Annotated in this window: 17 protein-coding genes; 16 read left to right on the forward strand and 1 reads right to left on the reverse strand. The window is 33.4% G+C overall.

Annotated elements, in window-relative coordinates; genetic code table 11:
- Window positions 1-4: 4 nt before the first annotated feature.
- The 16 genes from ACM55I_RS04295 (at window position 5) to ACM55I_RS04370 (ending at window position 15927) form a co-directional block, all read left to right on the forward strand.
- Window positions 5-1123 carry a VIT1/CCC1 transporter family protein gene (locus ACM55I_RS04295; RefSeq protein WP_416845533.1) on the forward strand — a complete coding sequence of 373 codons (1119 nt, stop codon included), beginning with the start codon at window positions 5-7 and terminating at the stop codon, window positions 1121-1123.
- 72 nt (window positions 1124-1195) lie between these two features.
- Window positions 1196-1726, forward strand: coding sequence for a DUF2231 domain-containing protein (locus tag ACM55I_RS04300; RefSeq protein WP_416845535.1), 531 nt, complete (start codon window positions 1196-1198; stop codon window positions 1724-1726).
- A gap of 281 nt (window positions 1727-2007) precedes the next feature.
- Window positions 2008-2865 (forward strand): ATP phosphoribosyltransferase, encoded by an 858-nt coding sequence (hisG, locus tag ACM55I_RS04305; RefSeq protein WP_039108143.1) that lies wholly within the window; start codon window positions 2008-2010, stop codon window positions 2863-2865.
- 87 nt (window positions 2866-2952) lie between these two features.
- Complete coding sequence (gene hisD / locus ACM55I_RS04310) at window positions 2953-4245, forward strand: histidinol dehydrogenase (RefSeq protein ID WP_416845536.1); 1293 nt, start codon at window positions 2953-2955, stop codon at window positions 4243-4245.
- Entirely contained in the window at window positions 4235-5284 is a 1050-nt protein-coding gene (gene hisC / locus ACM55I_RS04315) for a histidinol-phosphate transaminase (protein ID WP_416845537.1), read from the forward strand. Before hisD ends, hisC begins: the two co-directional genes overlap by 11 nt.
- A 24-nt stretch (window positions 5285-5308) precedes the next feature.
- On the forward strand, window positions 5309-6445 hold the full coding sequence (hisB, locus tag ACM55I_RS04320; RefSeq protein ID WP_416845538.1) for a bifunctional histidinol-phosphatase/imidazoleglycerol-phosphate dehydratase HisB: 1137 nt from the start codon (window positions 5309-5311) through the stop codon (window positions 6443-6445).
- A 21-nt stretch (window positions 6446-6466) separates the two neighbouring features.
- Complete coding sequence (locus ACM55I_RS04325; RefSeq protein WP_416845539.1) at window positions 6467-7054, forward strand: GNAT family N-acetyltransferase; 588 nt, start codon at window positions 6467-6469, stop codon at window positions 7052-7054.
- A 59-nt stretch (window positions 7055-7113) separates the two neighbouring features.
- The gene (hisH, locus tag ACM55I_RS04330; protein ID WP_416845540.1) at window positions 7114-7695 is read left to right on the forward strand and encodes an imidazole glycerol phosphate synthase subunit HisH; all 582 of its coding nucleotides are present in this window, start codon (window positions 7114-7116) and stop codon (window positions 7693-7695) included.
- 47 nt (window positions 7696-7742) lie between these two features.
- Window positions 7743-8468 (forward strand): 1-(5-phosphoribosyl)-5-[(5-phosphoribosylamino)methylideneamino]imidazole-4-carboxamide isomerase, encoded by a 726-nt coding sequence (gene hisA, locus ACM55I_RS04335; RefSeq protein WP_416845541.1) that lies wholly within the window; start codon window positions 7743-7745, stop codon window positions 8466-8468.
- Between the two features lie 20 nt (window positions 8469-8488).
- Window positions 8489-8794 (forward strand): NIPSNAP family protein, encoded by a 306-nt coding sequence (locus tag ACM55I_RS04340; protein WP_416845542.1) that lies wholly within the window; start codon window positions 8489-8491, stop codon window positions 8792-8794.
- 23 nt (window positions 8795-8817) lie between these two features.
- Window positions 8818-9573, forward strand: coding sequence for an imidazole glycerol phosphate synthase subunit HisF (gene hisF / locus ACM55I_RS04345; RefSeq protein WP_416845543.1), 756 nt, complete (start codon window positions 8818-8820; stop codon window positions 9571-9573).
- Window positions 9574-9656: 83 nt separating this feature from the next.
- Window positions 9657-10256, forward strand: coding sequence for a bifunctional phosphoribosyl-AMP cyclohydrolase/phosphoribosyl-ATP diphosphatase HisIE (gene hisIE / locus ACM55I_RS04350; protein WP_416845544.1), 600 nt, complete (start codon window positions 9657-9659; stop codon window positions 10254-10256).
- Between the two features lie 139 nt (window positions 10257-10395).
- Window positions 10396-11526, forward strand: coding sequence for an alpha/beta hydrolase (locus ACM55I_RS04355; protein ID WP_416845545.1), 1131 nt, complete (start codon window positions 10396-10398; stop codon window positions 11524-11526).
- A 54-nt stretch (window positions 11527-11580) separates the two neighbouring features.
- A complete protein-coding gene (locus ACM55I_RS04360) occupies window positions 11581-13014 on the forward strand; it encodes a leucyl aminopeptidase family protein (RefSeq protein WP_416845546.1) in 1434 nt (477 codons plus the stop codon).
- A 3-nt stretch (window positions 13015-13017) separates the two neighbouring features.
- Window positions 13018-14232, forward strand: coding sequence for an ATP-grasp domain-containing protein (locus ACM55I_RS04365; protein ID WP_416845547.1), 1215 nt, complete (start codon window positions 13018-13020; stop codon window positions 14230-14232).
- 39 nt (window positions 14233-14271) lie between these two features.
- Entirely contained in the window at window positions 14272-15927 is a 1656-nt protein-coding gene (locus ACM55I_RS04370; protein ID WP_416845548.1) for a M1 family metallopeptidase, read from the forward strand.
- Between the two features lie 50 nt (window positions 15928-15977).
- On the opposite strand, the gene ACM55I_RS04375 is transcribed toward ACM55I_RS04370, so the two are convergent.
- Window positions 15978-16814: an AraC family transcriptional regulator gene (locus ACM55I_RS04375; protein WP_416845550.1), complete on the reverse strand. Its 837-nt coding sequence runs from the start codon at window positions 16812-16814 to the stop codon at window positions 15978-15980.
- Window positions 16815-16893 lie beyond the last annotated feature (79 nt).

Here is a 16893-nt window from a genome sequence, read left to right on the forward strand (position 1 = left end):
AAATATGGATTCAAACAAACTAAAAGATCAATTACAAACGGAAGTAGATACTGCTTTTTTGTATGATAGTATTGCAGCAATTCAATCAGATGACAATCTTACAAGAGTTTTACGAGGATTATCGGAGATAGAAAAAGGTCATGCTAAACAGATGCTAGATAAAGTACTAACTTTTGATCCGAATTACAAAATGCCTTTGCCTTCAGGAAGAGCTAAATTTCAATTGAAACTGGGTAAATATTTTGGTTACACTTCTATTATTAGTAGTCTTTCAAGTACAGAAAAACAATTTGCGGTTAATGCAATAAAAAATAAAATTGAAAGCGGAGAGAAGCCAACAGGTTTTGAGCACAATCACCTCAATATTATTGAAGCCGTAAACAATAATGCAGCACTAAATGTTTCAGGTAGTTTTTTATCTAAATTTGAAAGCAGACATAAATCGGTTGGAGGTAATGCATTACGGGCTGCTGTTTTAGGTTCTAATGATGGATTGGTTTCTAATATGAGTTTGGTCATGGGAGTTGCCGGAGCGGCCGTTTCTAATAATACTATCTTATTGACCGGGATTGCAGGACTTTTGGCAGGAGCAATTTCAATGGCTTTAGGCGAATGGCTTTCGGTACAAAGTTCCAGAGAATTAAACCAACGTCAAATTGACTTAGAAACAGAAGAACTGGAAGCGTCACCCGAAGAAGAAAAAAAGGAACTTATATTGTTGTATCAAGCCAAAGGAATGAATATTGAAGAAGCTAAAAAATTAGCTGAAAAGGCATTCGAAAATCCGCAAACAGCCATAGATGCAATTATTACTGAAGAATTAGGTATTGATAAAGAAGAATTAGGAGGCTCTGCTTGGGAAGCAGCTATAGCTTCTTTTGTCTTATTTTCAATCGGGGCGATTATACCATTGTATCCTTTTATGTTTTTAGACGGGAAAAATGCAATTCTACTGAGTGTTGGAAGCAGTGTTGTCGGACTTTTTGGAATAGGTGCTGCAATAACCTTATTAACTGGGAAAAGTATTATGTTTTCGGGACTTAGACAAGTATCTTTCGGGTTGGCTGCAGCTGCGGTAACTTATGGAATTGGTTCTTTAATAGGTGTTTCATTGGCGGGATAAAAATGAAATAATTATGTTTCGAATAAAATCGATATTATTGTACTAACTTTTAAACCTTAAACAAATTATATTATGAATGATGCTCACTTGCACATGGTCGTTAACCATTTTCCAATTATCGGGACCATTTTAGGCCTTGGGATTTTAATAGTCGGAATTATTTTAAAGAACAATTCGGTAAAAAATACCGCTTATGCTTTATTCATTGTTGCTGCACTTTTTGCACTTGCAAGTATGGCTACAGGTGATGGAGCAGAAAAGTTGGTTGAAGATATGCCTAATATTGGGAAAAGAATAATTCACGAACATGAAGAAATAGCTGAAAAACTGGCAATTGTATTGTATTTGCTTGGAGCGATTTCCATTTTAGGGATAGTTTTAAATATAAAAAATCATTCTAAAGCTAAATTTATCTCTTTTGTAGCGGTTATTGTGGCAATTGTAAGTGTCTATTTGACAACTTTAGTTGGAACTTCCGGTGGTGAAATTCGTCACACTGAAATTAGAGAAGAGAGTATCGATTCAGTTGTTAAAAATAGTGTTGATTCAGAAAAAGCAGCTCCTATTTCTAATAAATCAGAGCCAAAAGAATACGATAGATAGTATTAATTTAACAATAAGATAGCTTTAAGTTAAATTAAAAATTGGATTGTAAAGCATTTATCTCTTATATTTGCAAAAGAATTTAAGATCAAGACAATTACAAAAACATGTTAACAAATAAATTACATCACCATCATTTTCATTATTGCTCTCAAGCGATGTGTTAATGTTATGTGTGTAAATCATCATAATCTAAAAACCCGTTTGAGTACATCAAGCGGGTTTTTTATTGCCTGAAATTTGTACTCAATCATACTATTCTAAACAAAAACTAAACAAAAATGAGTACACTTAAAATTGCAATTCAAAAATCAGGACGTTTAAACGAAGACAGCATCCAAATTCTAAAAGATTGTGGAATTTCTATAAACAATGGAAATGACCAACTTAAAGCATCAGCTTCCAATTTTCCATTAGAAGTGTTGTATTTAAGAAACTCTGATATTCCTCAATACTTAATTGATGGAGTTGTAGATGCTGCAATTGTTGGAGATAATCTTTTGGTTGAAAAAGGAAAAAATATTGAAGTTGCGGAAAAATTAGGTTTTTCTAAATGTAAAGTTTCGGTAGCAGTACCTAAAAATTTCCAATACAATTCGGTAAAAGATTTGGATGGATTACGAATTGCTACTTCATATCCAAATACTGTTTTAGACTTTTTTAATTCTAAAAATGTAACTGTTGATTTGCACCAAATTTCAGGTTCGGTAGAAATAGCTCCAAATATTGGTCTTGCCGATGCGATTGTGGATATTGTTTCTAGCGGAAGTACTTTGTTTAAAAATAATCTGAAAGAAGTAGAAGTTATTTTTAAAAGCGAAGCAGTTTTGGCTATTTCTCCAAAAATAACAACTGAAAATAAAGCTATTTTAAACAAATTGCAATTCAGAATCCAATCGGTTTTAAGAGCTCGTAAGTCAAAATACATTTTGATGAATGTACCAAATGATAAAATCGAGCTTATTAATAAAATTTTGCCTGTATTGAAAAGTCCAACCGTAATGCCTCTGGCACAAGAAGGCTGGTCAAGCGTACACACCGTTATTGAAGAAGATCGTTTTTGGGATGTTATTGATCAATTAAAAGAAGCTGGAGCCGAAGGGATTTTAGTTTGTCCAATTGAGAAAATGGTCCTTTAAAACTTTTAAATTATAACGTATTCTATTTAAGAATTCATTGCGAACTTTGCGAAAACTTTTGTGAACTTTGCGGTTAAAAACAATACAATGAATAAAATATACAATCCAAAACCAGAAACTTGGTCTTCCATTTTAGAGAGGCCTACAAAAACTGTTGATGATATTGAAGCAACAGTAAAAGAAATTTTCAAGGAAGTACAAAAGAAAGGTGATCTTGCTGTTGCAAAATATACTTCGCTTTTTGATGGTGCTTCAATAGATAGGTTAGAGGTTTCTAAAGTTGAAATGGATGCTGCTATCGCGTCTATTTCATCCGAACTAAAAGAGGCTATTCAATTAGCTAAAGCAAATATAAAAAAATTCCATTCTGCTCAAAAAACAGATAGAGTTTCTGTTGAAACTATTGAAGGCGTGAATTGTTGGCAGGAAAAGAGACCTATTCAAAAAATTGGGTTGTACATACCTGGAGGAACTGCGCCTCTATTTTCTACTGTTTTAATGCTTGCCGTTCCTGCAGAAATTGCGGGCTGTAACGAAATTGTTTTATGTTCTCCTCCTGATAAGAATGGAAATATAAATCCAGCTATTTTATATGCTGCGAATTTATGTGGCGTAACTAAAATTTTGAAAGTAGGAGGAATACAAGCTATTGCCGGAATGACTTTTGGAACAGAAACGATTCCTAAAGTATATAAAATATTTGGCCCTGGAAATCAATTTGTGACGGTAGCTAAACAATTGGCAACACAATTTGGCGTAGCAATCGATATGCCGGCCGGACCATCCGAATTATTAATTGTTGCTGATGATACAGCTGTTCCAGCTTTTGTAGCTTCGGATTTATTATCACAAGCAGAACACGGAGCAGATAGCCAAGTTATTTTAGTTTCTACTTCCAAAAAATTAATTGATGCTGTAGAAAATGAAGTTCAAATACAAATGGAAGTTTTGCCAAGAAAAGCAATTGCGGAAAAAGCGATTGCGAATTCTAAATTAATTTTTGTAGAAAATGATAAAATTGCCTTGGAATTAATTAATGAATACGGCCCGGAACATTTTATCATTTGTTCAGAATTTGATGATTTTTATAGCAATGGCGTTCAAAATGCAGGTTCTGTATTTATAGGGAATTATACACCTGAAAGTGCTGGAGATTACGCTTCAGGAACAAATCATACCTTGCCTACAAACGGTTATGCTAAGAATTATAGTGGTGTAAATCTAGATAGTTTTACTAAAGCAATGACTTTTCAAAAAATAACTAAAAAAGGAATACAAAACATAGGTAAAGCCATTGAAATCATGGCAGAAGCTGAAGGATTGCAAGCGCACAAAAATGCTGTTACATTACGATTAAAAGCAATTGAAAATGGAAAATAATTTCAATATAAATAATATAGTTAGAGAAAACGTAAAGGAACTAAAACCCTATTCTTCCGCTCGTGATGAATTTGAAGATTTTGATACAGCGGATATGATTTTTTTGGATGCCAATGAAAATCCATTTGAAAACGGTGTAAATCGGTATCCTGATCCACAACAAATGAGTGTAAAAGGAATTTTGGCAAAACAAAAAAATGTCAAAACCAATCAAATTTTATTGGGTAACGGAAGTGATGAAGTGTTGGATTTGTTATTCAGAGTTTTTTGTGAACCAAAAACAGATAACGTAATCACTTTGCCACCTACGTACGGAATGTATGGCGTATTGGCCAATATCAATGCAGTTGAAAATAAAGAAGTATTGCTTTCGGAAGATTTTCAACCGCAAATTGAGAAAATCATGCAAGCTGTTAATGAACATACTAAAATCATCTTTTTATGTTCTCCAAATAACCCAACCGGAAATTCCTTTTCGGATGAAAGCGTGGCCTATTTGTTGAAAAACTTCAAAGGTTTAGTTGTGATTGACGAAGCGTATATTGACTTTTCAAAAAAGGAAAGCTGGATTACTGAATTAGACGAATATCCAAATTTAGTGATTACGCAAACATTATCAAAAGCGTATGGTTTGGCCGGAATTAGATTAGGGATTTGTTATGCATCAGCGGAAGTAATTGCGGTTTTGAATAAAATAAAACCACCGTACAATGTGAATGAATTGACTCAAAAAAGAGCTTTAGACCGATTAGATGATTCAGAAAAAATAAAATCTGAAATTGAATCGATAATAACACAAAGAGAGGTCTTACTTAAAGTAGTACTTGACATAGATTTTGTGAAAATTATCTATCCAACAGAAGCCAATTTTATTCTGATAAAAGTGGATAATGCCAATAAAAGGTATGATGAATTGATTGCAAAAGGAATCGTCATTAGAAACAGAACAACTCAACCGTTATGCGATAATTGTTTGCGTTTGACCGTTGGGACAGAACAAGAAAATATGAAATTAATTGAGGTGTTAAAACAACTTTAAACCTTAAACTTTAAACTTTTTTTAATGAAAAAAATACTTTTTATAGATCGTGATGGAACAATGGTTTTGGAGCCAAATGATTATCAATTGGACAGTTTCGAAAAATTAGAATTTTATCCTAAAGCGTTTCAATACCTTGGAAAAATTGCTTTGGAACTAGATTTTGAACTTGTCATGGTTACGAATCAAGACGGTTTGGGAACGGATTCTCATCCGGAAATTAATTTTTGGCCCGTTCATAATTTAATTATGAAAGCTTTTGAAAACGAAGGCGTTGTTTTTAAAGAAGTATTAATTGACAAAACATTTCCGCATGAAAATGCACCAACTCGCAAACCAGCATTAGGTTTGTTGACAAAATATATTAATAATCCGGAGTATGATTTGAAAAATTCATTCGTAATTGGAGACAGGATAACTGATGTAGAATTAGCAAAAAACTTGGGTTCAAAAGCTATTTTTATCAACACGGACGAAGCTTTGGGTGGGGATGAGATTGCTTCGAAAAGAGAGGAACTGGACTCCGTTATTGCTTTACAAACTACGGATTGGAAAACAATTTATGAGTTTTTGAAATTAGAAGAACGTTCCGCCTCGATAGAAAGAAAAACCAACGAGACAGATATTTCCATCAAATTAAACCTTGACGGAACCGGGAAAAGCAAGATCGAAACAGGAATTGCTTTTTTTGATCACATGCTGGACCAAATTGCCCGTCACGGACAAATGGATTTAGAAATTCTTGTAAAAGGAGATTTAGAAGTCGATGAACACCACACGATTGAAGACACTGCGATTGCACTTGGTGAAGTTTTTGCAAAAGCATTAGGAAATAAATTAGGAATAGAGCGTTACGGTTTTTGTTTGCCAATGGATGATTGTTTGGCACAAGTTGCGATTGATTTTGGAGGTAGAAACTGGTTGATTTGGGAAACCGAATTTAAACGCGAAATGGTAGGAAAAATGCCAACAGAGATGTTTTATCATTTCTTTAAATCGTTCTCGGATGGTGCTAAAGCAAACATTAACATCAAAGCAGAAGGTACGAATGAACATCACAAGATTGAAGCTATTTTTAAAGCTTTTGCAAAAGCAATAAAAGTAGCCGTAAAACGGGATACGGAGAAAATGATTTTGCCATCAACAAAAGGAATGCTTTAAAAATTTAAATTGATTTAGAGAATGAAAGATTTTTTGAATAAACAAATTCAACTAGAAAATAACAGGGTACTTTTAATTCCGTTTTCGAATCAAAAAGCAGAAGAATTAAAAAGTATAATTTTTGATAATGAAGTTTGGCAATATATGGGAATGTATGTTAAAACTGAAAAGGATTTTAATGATTACATCAAAGATATGCTTGAAAAACATTCTAAAACAGCGTATTCTTTTTTGATTATTGACAAATTGACCAATGAAATTGCTGGAAGCACTAGTTTTGGCAATATAAATTTCAACAGTCAAAAACTTGAAATCGGTTGGACATGGTATGGCAAAAAATTTCAAGGAACGGGTTTGAATAAAGCGTGTAAATTTGAGCTGCTTAAATATGGATTTGAGCAAATTGGTTTAAGAAGAATTCAATTTAGTGCCGATTTAGAAAATATCAAATCCCAAAAAGCCATAGAAAAACTGGGTGCTATCCAAGAAGGAATTTTTAGAAATAATTATATTGATTCTTTGGGAAAAAGTAAGGATGATGTTTATTACAGCATTATAAAAGAAGACTGGGAAAATAGTAAAGAACGATTTTTTTCGGAATACCTATAGAAATAATAAAATTGACAAACTAACACGATTTTGAAATTGAGTTTGGAGTACTAAAAAACATGAAAATAGTAATCATAAATTACGGAGCAGGAAATATTCAAAGCATTATGTTTGCCATCGAAAGATTGGGATTCAAAGCCGTTTTGAGTAATAATCCGGATGAAATTAAAGCAGCTGATAAAGTGATCTTTCCGGGCGTTGGAGAAGCGAGTTCAGCAATGAAAATGCTTTTAGAAAGTGGTTTAGAGACTTTGATTCCAACCTTGAAACAACCCGTTTTGGGAATTTGTCTGGGCATGCAATTGATGTGCAACAAATCGGAGGAAGGGAATACAAAAGGTTTGGGAATTTTTGATGTTGATGTGATTAAATTTACGCCAAAAGTAAAAGTGCCACAAATGGGATGGAACCAAATTTATAATTTGAAATCACCTTTATTTGAAGGGATTAATGAAAACGAATACATGTATTTAGTACATAGTTTTTATGCTCCCACCTGTCCCGAAGCCATTGCTACAACTGAGTATGAAGTAGAATATGCCTCTGCTTTGCAGAAGAATAATTTCTATGGAACACAATTTCACCCGGAGAAAAGTGGCGATATTGGAGAACAAATTTTGGCGAATTTTTTAAACCTTTAAGTTGAGTCTTTAAGACATTCGACTTTCAAACTTTAAGACTAATTAAAATGAGAATAATACCCGCAATAGATATTATAGATGGAAAATGTGTTCGCTTGTCAAAAGGTGATTACAATACCAAAATTATTTACAATGAAAACCCGCTTGAGGTGGCCAAATCATTTGAAGCACACGGAATCGAATACTTACATTTGGTGGATTTAGACGGTGCAAAGTCAAGCCAAATTGTCAATTATAAAATATTGGAACAAATTGCCTCGAAAACTAAATTAAAAATTGATTTTGGGGGTGGATTAAAATCGGATTCCGATTTAAAAATTGCTTTTGAAAGTGGAGCAAATCAAATTACCGGAGGAAGTATTGCCGTAAAAAACAGAGCACTGTTCGAAAAATGGATTGCGGAGTATGGTTCTGATAAAATTATTTTGGGAGCAGATGCCAACAATGAAAAAGTGGCTGTTTCGGGTTGGTTAGAAGATTCAAACGAAGATCTGATTCCTTTTATACAAGATTACCAAGGCAAAGGAATTCAGTATGTAATTTGTACCGATATTGCCAAAGACGGCATGCTTGAAGGACCTTCTTTTGATTTATATGCTAAAATTTTGGCGGAAGCCAACGGGATAAAATTGATTGCTTCGGGAGGAATTTCTACTTTTGATGAATTACCAAAACTAGCCGAAATGGGTTGTGAAGGAACGATAATTGGAAAAGCAATTTATGAAGGACGAATTTCATTGAAACAACTGGAACACTATATAATTAGCAACTAGTTAAACTCAAAGTATAAAATATGATAACTTGTTACTTAAAATATATTATTGACCCTTTTCAATTGAACGTTTTTGAGGAGTATGGTAAAAGATGGATTAAATTAGTTAACCGTTTTGGAGGTCAGCATCATGGTTATTTTCTGCCATCTGAAGGTGCAAATAACATAGCATTTGCAATGTTTTCGTTTCAAAGCTTATCAGAATATGAAAATTACAGAAGACTAATTTTAGAAGATCAAGAGTGTATAGAAGCATTTAAAATTGCAGAAGATTCAAGATGTATATTAAGTTATGAACGAACGTTTTTGCGTCCAGTATTTGAATAAAAAAGATTTTAACAACTAATAAAATGCTTACAAAAAGAATTATTCCCTGTCTCGACATTAAAAACGGAAGAACCGTAAAAGGTGTTAATTTTGTGGACTTGCGTGATGCAGGAGATCCGGTGGAATTAGCCAAAATATATTCGGATGAAGGTGCTGATGAATTGGTTTTTTTGGATATTTCGGCAACGGAAGAACGGAGAAAAACCTTAGTGGATTTGGTCCGAAAAGTCGCTTCAACTATTAATATTCCGTTTACTGTTGGTGGTGGAATTTCATCAGTTAGTGATGTTGAAGTATTGTTGCAAAACGGAGCAGACAAAGTTTCCATTAATTCATCGGCTGTGAAAAATCCGCAGCTGATTAATGATTTGGCACAAAAATTTGGAAGCCAATGTGTCGTTGTTGCGATTGATGCCAAGCAAATTGATGGACAATGGATTGTTCATTTGGTAGGCGGAAAAGTACCTACCGAATTGAATTTATTTGATTGGGCCAAAGAAGTGGAGCAAAGAGGCGCAGGTGAAATTCTGTTTACCTCGATGGACAATGACGGAACTAAAAATGGGTTTGCCAATGAAGCTTTGGCTACACTTTCGGAATTAGTTAATATTCCTATAATTGCTTCTGGTGGCGCGGGAAACATACAACATTTTGTAGACACTTTTCTGGAAGGGAAAGCAGACGCAGCATTGGCCGCAAGTGTATTTCATTTTAAAGAAATTGAAATCAAAACGTTGAAGGCAGCTCTTAAAAATAACAATATTGAAGTTAGAATATAGAAACAGATAATAGAATAAAGAGAAAAGAAAATCAGATTAGATAATCTTTCAATCTTTAATTTTTCAATCTTTAAATTAAAAACATGAACATAGATTTCTCAAAAAACACAGACGGATTAATTCCTGCCATAATTCAAGATAGTGAAACCAAAACGGTTTTGATGTTGGGTTTCATGAATGCCGAAGCGTATCAAAAAACGGTTGACACTAAAAAAGTAACATTTTATAGTCGTACTAAACAAAGGCTTTGGACAAAAGGCGAAGAAAGTGGCAATTTTCTGAATCTGATTGATATCAAAAACGACTGTGATAATGATACTTTATTGATTCAGGTAAAAGCAGAAGGACCAACATGCCATAAAGGTACAGCTACGTGTTGGGCTGACGAAAACAAAGCAGATTATGGCTTTATTTCGAATTTAGAAGATACAATCCAACTTCGAAAAGAAAATGCGGATTCTGAAAAAAGTTATGTTGCTTCATTGTTTAAATTAGGCATGAACAAAATTGCCCAAAAAGTAGGGGAAGAAGCAATTGAAGTCGTTATTGAAGCCAAAGATGATAACGATGATTTGTTTTTGAGTGAAAGTGCTGACTTGCTCTTTCATTACCTTATATTGTTACAAGCCAAAGGATTTAAACTAAATGATGTTGTTGAAGTTTTGAAGAGCCGTCAAAAGTAAAATAGCTTAACTATTTTTTACCAATACAAACCCAATAGGAAATTCATTTGCTATTGGGTTTTCTTTTTTCTTTTATTTCAAATCGCAATCCACTATATTTACTATTTATTTTTAAAATATAAGCAGTACAATACAAGTGATGAATTCAAATAATACCACATTTACCAAAGAATTAAATCCAATAAATACCGGGCTACATATTATCCTTACAACTGATGAAGATGATTCTAGGCCCGTTTATATTTCTGGTAATTTTAATAATTGGCGTACTCAGGACAAAGAATTCATAATGGAGAAAATGGGTACTGGTTTATATCATTACAAATTTTCACATGATTTTGAATATCCAGCACCGCTTTTGTATAAATTTACGAAAGGGGATTGGAGTGCAGTAGAAATTGACAGTCGCGGAAATCGTACCGAAAACCGTTCAACAAATAATTATACTGGTATTCAAAAAGAGCATGTCGCCCGATGGAGAAAAAACTGGTTGCCGTTTAAGCAATCTTTTTTGCCACAAGTGCAATTGATTTCAGATGAATTTATAATTCCTCAGCTGAACAAAACTAGGAAAATTTGGGCTTTGTTGCCTCATGATTATGATCATTCCAGTGAAAGTTATCCGGTTATGTATTTGCAGGATGCCCAAAATTTATTCAATGAATCAGCCGAATTTGGTAATTGGGAAATTGATAAAAAACTGGCCGTTATGTCAGAATATAAAATTGGAAAAATTATAATTATTGCTATAGAACATGCCGAAGAAGATCGGATAAAAGAATATAATGTTGGGAAAACGGTATTGGGAAAAGGTCAAGGTAAAAAATACATTCGATTTGTAACAGATACTTTAAAACCGTATGTGGACAGTAATTTTCGAACCAAAAAAGAACGGGAATTTACGGGAATAGGAGGAAGTTCTATGGGAGGATTAATCAGTATTTTTAGTGGATTGCGAAACCCCGAAGTTTATGGGAAGTTAATGATATTCTCGCCATCACTTTGGGTTGTTCCGGAACTAAAAATCAATGCTGAAAAAGCTAATTCAGCAGGAACAAAAATCTATTTGTATGCTGGTGGAGATGAAAGTGCAACAATGATTGAACACGTAAAAAAGTTTCAAAAGGATTTGATTTCAAGCGAATTTGTAAAAGATAAATCAAAGATTAATTTAAGTATCAATAGACAAGGGAAACATAGCGAAACCTATTGGAGTGATGAATTTCCTAAAGCAATTGAATGGTTGTTTTTTAATACAAAAAAAACTTAGGTACTTGATTTAAAGTATCCTAAATCAATAAGCAAAAAAAAATTAAAAGAACAAATGAAAACAAATACAGTAGTAAACTTAGATAATTTTTCAGGAACGATTTTAATTCCAGCTTTTGAAACGTACTCAAAAAGTATTGTTCCCATTGCGTTTAATGGATTGGAAATTACTTCTAAAGTTTTTTTTGGAAAAAAAGACACCCATTATTTAGCCGAAAAGGATAACAATGCATATATTTTTATTGGTTTAGGAAAAGCAATAGACTATAAATCATTGAAAACTATTTTTCGTCGGATTTCATCGAAACAAAAAGATAGTTTCAGTTCGAATGTTGCTTTAGTTATACCCGAACAATTTACTCAGGATCAGGTTGAAGCCATGATTTCGGGGTTACTTTTAGGAACTTACGATTTAGGACATTTTAAAACAGACAAAAAGGAACATCCTTTTTTAGATCCTGAATTTACATTGATTTTGGTTTCTGAAAAGGATTATTTGGCTACAGCCAAAAAAGGAATTAAAATTGCCAAAGCACAATTAGCAACCTATAATTTAGTTGATTTACCACCGAATACCATTAATCCAAAATACTTGTCGAAATGGGCTATGGAGACTGGAGAAAAATATGGCTTTGATGTTGAAGTTCTCGGTTATGAAGCTTCTAAAATTGCAGGTCTTGGCGCATTTTTGGCGGTAGGAAAAGGAAGTGAAAATGAACCACAATTTATCATTATGAATTACACTCCCGCTGCGGAAGTGGAAAACATAAAACATGTTGGATTGGTGGGAAAAGGAATAACCTTTGACACCGGTGGGTTAAATATAAAAACGGCAGGAATGGTCCACATGAAATGCGATATGGCTGGCGGTGGTGCAGTATTAGGGGCTATGCAACTGATTGCCGATTTGCAATTGCCCGTAAAAGTTACTGCTATTGTTCCTTGTGCCGAAAATTCAGTTGACAGCAAATCCTTTTTACCTAGTGATGTGATTCACAGTTACAGTGGACATTCCATAGAAATAATTGATACTGATGCTGAAGGCCGACTCGTTTTAGCCGATGGTTTATCGTATTTAATTAAAAATTTCAATCCGGAATATATTGTTGATATTGCCACACTTACAGGGAGTAGCGTTGGTACTTTTGGGTATGAATGTGGTGCCTTGTTTACCAATAATGAGGAAATGTCAAAGAAACTGCAAGAAAACGGAGATGCAATTGGAGAGCGTTTGTGGCCTTTACCACTTTGGGATGTTTATAAATCAGACATTGAAAGCGATATTGCCGATGTCAAAAATTATAGTGGAAAACCAGTTGCCGGAGCAATAAGCGCAGCTAAATTTTTAGAATATTTTACCCAAGAACACAAAGCTTGGGCACATCTTGACGTTGCGGGCGTAGCATTTGGCGATGATGAATTTGCTAAAAGTAAACATGCAACAGGGTATGGAGTTCATTTATTAACTAAGTTCATAGAAAATTTATAACGTATGGAAAACTCTAAAACCTTTCTTTGTATTTCAAATTATTTTAAGGGTGCTGATTTTTTAATTAATTTAAAAAGGTTAGGCAACAAAGTCTATTTAGTGACGAGTGAAAAACTGAGAGACAAACCATGGCCACATCAATTTATTGATGAAATTTTTTATATGGAAGGGCAAGATGTCGATTGGAATTTAGAGCATTTATTATTAGGTGTTGGAAATTTCATGAAGTCTACAAAAATTGATTCCATTGTAGCTTTGGATGATTATGATGTAGAAAAAGCAACTTATCTCAGGGAAAATCTTCGTATTGACGGAATGGGACAAACTACCGGTCGCTATTTTAGAGATAAACTTGCCATGCGCATGAGAGCGAAGAGTTGCGGTATTTCAATTCCTGCTTTTTGTTCCTTGTTTAATGATCATGACATCAATACTTTTGCTGATACGATTCCAGCTCCATGGGTTTTGAAACCGCGTTCCGAAGCTTCTGCGTCCGGGATTATAAAAGTATATGACAAAGAGAGTTTATGGATTCACATAAACGAAATGGGGAATAATAGATTCAAGTATTTATTAGAGCAATTCAAACCTGGCGATGTGTATCATTGCGATAGTTTGATTTCGGATAGTAAAGTAATCTTTAGTTTGACTTCAAAATATTTGGCTACGCCAATGGAAATTTCACAAGACGGAGGTGTTTTTCGTTCTGCCAATATTCCTTATGATTCTGAAGATGATATAGCCATCAAAAAAATAAATGAACACGTATTGAAAGGCTTTGGATTGAAACATGGTGCCGCTCATACTGAATTTATAAAATGCAAGGAAGATGGACAAATCTATTTTCTGGAAACATCATCCCGAGTAGGAGGTGCGCATCTGGCGGAAATGGTTGCCGAAGCTTCCAACATTAATTTATGGAAAGAGTGGGCAGCAATTGAAAATGCGTTGGTAAAACAGACCAAATATGCTCTGCCAAAAGTAAAAAAGGGATATGCCGGAATTGTTTTGACTTTATCTAAATTCCAGCATCCGGATTTATCATCGTTTTCAGATCCTGAAGTGTGCTTCCGAGTTCCGTTAGAATATCATGCGGGACTTATTGTAAAATCAGATAAACAAGAAAGAGTTTTAGAATTATTAGAAGAGTATGGAAATCGATTAGCTACTGATTTTACAGCGATAGTAGAACAAAAATCGCTTTCAAAATTGCATTAATTCATTTATTTGTTAAACATTTATATTTATTTTAAGTTCATGAAAAGATATTTAAGTCTCATTTGTTTTTTATTTTTTGTTTCTAATAGTGCTAATGCACAAGGGCTTCTTGGACAAAAAGGACAAGTTTTTACCCACCAAGATTCATTACGAGGTAGTATCACAAAAGAAAGAGCTTGGTGGGATGTGAAATATTATCACTTGGATGTTAAAGTAAATCCTGCCGACAGCACTATTACTGGTTCGAATACCATAAAATATTTAGTATTAAAAGATTACAATATTATGCAAATTGATTTGCAGAATCCTATGATGATTTACAAAGTCATTCAGGATGGTATTGCTTTAAAATACAAAAGAGAAGGAAATGCTTTTTTTATTGAATTGATAGCTCCTCAAAAAATTGGTTCAACAAAAGAACTTACGGTCTTTTACGGCGGAAAACCTAAAGTTGCCGTAAATCCACCTTGGGATGGTGGCATAACCTGGAAGAAAGACAGTAATGGGAATCCTTTTATAGCTTCTTCTTGTCAAGGATTAGGTGCCAGCGTTTGGTGGCCGAACAAAGACCATATGTATGATGAAGTTGAGAATATGCTTATTAGCGTGAATGTTCCAAAAGGTTTGACAGATGTTTCCAATGGTCGTTTGCAAAGCGTCAAACAAATGAAAGACGGAACGAAAACATACAATTGGTTGGTATCAAATCCCATTAATAATTATGGCGTAAATATCAATATAGGTGATTACGTTACTTTTTCGGAAAAATTTAAAGGAGAAAAAGGAGATTTGGATTGCACTTATTATGTTTTGAGAGATAATCTTACCAAAGCAAAAAAACAATTTCAAGATGTGCCCCGAATGCTGAAAGCTTTCGAGCATTGGTTTGGACCGTATCCATTTTATGAAGACAGTTACAAGCTAGTTGAAGCTCCGTATTTAGGAATGGAACATCAAAGTAGTGTAACGTATGGAAATGGTTTCCAAAATGGATATTTAGGAAGAGATTTAAGTGGAACGGGTTGGGGGTTAAAGTTTGATTACATCATTATTCATGAATCAGGACATGAGTGGTTTGCTAATAATATTACTTATAAAGATATTGCTGACATGTGGATACATGAAAGTTTTACGGATTATTCTGAAAGTCTTTTCCTTGAATATTATTATGGCAAGGAAGCGGGATATACTTACGTAAGGGGGATTAGAAAAAATATTGCAAATGACAAACCAATAATTGGAACCTATGATGTCAACAATGAAGGCTCCAGTGACATGTATTATAAAGGGGCGAATATGCTACACACTTTACGCCAAATTATAAATGATGATGCCAAATGGAGAACTATTTTAAGAGGATTGAATAGTAGTTTTTACCATCAAACGGTTACCACCAAACAAATCGAAGAGTACTTAAGTCAACAAGTAGGTATAGACTTAAATCCATTCTTCAACCAATATTTGAGAGATATCAGAATTCCGACATTAGAATATTTTTTCAAGGATAATCATCTTGGGTATCGTTGGACAAATTGTGTTCCGGATTTCAATATGCCAGTAAAAGTAACTCTCAATGGAAAAGAAGAATTGCTGAAACCTGAAACGAAATGGAAAAATATTCCAGCTGAAACTGACAATCCAAAATTAGAAATTGACAAAAATTTTTATGTTGCAGGATTTAATATAACGGAATAAAAATAAATAAAAGGATGTGTTTTTCAAATATAATTGGAAACATATCCTTATTATCTTTTCTTAAACTGAATTGGATTTTCACCTACTACTTTTTTGAAAATTCTATTAAAATAAGACAGGCTTTCAAAACCGCATTCGTAACAAGTTTCAGTTACATTTTTATCACTTTGCAAAAGTCTTTTTGCTTGTTCAATTCGATATTGATTCAGAAATTCAGTAAACGTCAAGCGTGTCATTTTCTTAAAATAACGACAAAAAGCAGCTTTTGATAAATGAGTCAGCTTTGCAATTTCTTCAATGGAAACAGCCCTTTGATAGTTATTTTCTATAAATTTATAGACCACTTTTAGTCGTAATTGCTCTTTATTATTATATAGGTTTTCAAATGGCCTATCATGTAAAAGAGTCATTTCACTCGATGTTGCTAAAATTTGAAACAAAGACAATACTTCTATAAATTGTTCAAAATGAGATAAAAGGTGAATTTTTTGAAGTCTTTTTCCAATTTTATTCTTTATGTCTCCATGAAAACTAACTACCTTTTTTGAATTTTCAAATAATTGATAAATGGAAGCTAATTCAGGAGTTGTACTAAAATCATTTTTGAAAAAATCTTCTTTTATCTGTAAAACTACTTTTTCATATTCTGTTTTAATTCCGTAATCAAAATTCAAATGAGGAATATTGGAACCTATAAAAACCAAATCACTTCCTTCAAAATCACTCACATGATTTCCCACACGTCGGGTTCCTTTTGGCGCAACAATAAAAGTCAATTCAAATTCGGGATGAAAATGCCAGTAGTAAAAATCATTAAGTTTTGGATTAACTAAGATTCTAAATGAACTTCCAGCTAATCTTTTTATATCTTCAAAAACTATTTTCATACCTTGATAAACTCTATAATTGCTTAAAATATACATATCTCTAATTAAAGATACTAAATAAATCAATATTGTACAAATA

Origin of the sequence: Flavobacterium algoris, from assembly GCF_048158525.1 — a bacterium.
Lineage (GTDB): Bacteria > Bacteroidota > Bacteroidia > Flavobacteriales > Flavobacteriaceae > Flavobacterium > Flavobacterium algoris.

Coding starts and splice junctions, on each gene's coding strand:
- hisB (WP_416845538.1), top strand. CDS start 5,309: ATGAAAAAAATACTTTTTATAGATCGTGATGGAACAATGGTTTTGGAG.
- hisH (WP_416845540.1), top strand. CDS start 7,114: ATGAAAATAGTAATCATAAATTACGGAGCAGGAAATATTCAAAGCATT.
- ACM55I_RS04325 (WP_416845539.1), top strand. CDS start 6,467: ATGAAAGATTTTTTGAATAAACAAATTCAACTAGAAAATAACAGGGTA.
- ACM55I_RS04370 (WP_416845548.1), top strand. CDS start 14,272: ATGAAAAGATATTTAAGTCTCATTTGTTTTTTATTTTTTGTTTCTAAT.
- hisG (WP_039108143.1), top strand. CDS start 2,008: ATGAGTACACTTAAAATTGCAATTCAAAAATCAGGACGTTTAAACGAA.
- ACM55I_RS04340 (WP_416845542.1), top strand. CDS start 8,489: ATGATAACTTGTTACTTAAAATATATTATTGACCCTTTTCAATTGAAC.
- hisF (WP_416845543.1), top strand. CDS start 8,818: ATGCTTACAAAAAGAATTATTCCCTGTCTCGACATTAAAAACGGAAGA.
- ACM55I_RS04365 (WP_416845547.1), top strand. CDS start 13,018: ATGGAAAACTCTAAAACCTTTCTTTGTATTTCAAATTATTTTAAGGGT.
- ACM55I_RS04355 (WP_416845545.1), top strand. CDS start 10,396: ATGAATTCAAATAATACCACATTTACCAAAGAATTAAATCCAATAAAT.
- ACM55I_RS04295 (WP_416845533.1), top strand. CDS start 5: ATGGATTCAAACAAACTAAAAGATCAATTACAAACGGAAGTAGATACT.
- ACM55I_RS04360 (WP_416845546.1), top strand. CDS start 11,581: ATGAAAACAAATACAGTAGTAAACTTAGATAATTTTTCAGGAACGATT.
- hisD (WP_416845536.1), top strand. CDS start 2,953: ATGAATAAAATATACAATCCAAAACCAGAAACTTGGTCTTCCATTTTA.
- hisC (WP_416845537.1), top strand. CDS start 4,235: ATGGAAAATAATTTCAATATAAATAATATAGTTAGAGAAAACGTAAAG.
- ACM55I_RS04300 (WP_416845535.1), top strand. CDS start 1,196: ATGAATGATGCTCACTTGCACATGGTCGTTAACCATTTTCCAATTATC.
- hisA (WP_416845541.1), top strand. CDS start 7,743: ATGAGAATAATACCCGCAATAGATATTATAGATGGAAAATGTGTTCGC.
- hisIE (WP_416845544.1), top strand. CDS start 9,657: ATGAACATAGATTTCTCAAAAAACACAGACGGATTAATTCCTGCCATA.
- ACM55I_RS04375 (WP_416845550.1), bottom strand. CDS start 16,814: ATGAAAATAGTTTTTGAAGATATAAAAAGATTAGCTGGAAGTTCATTT.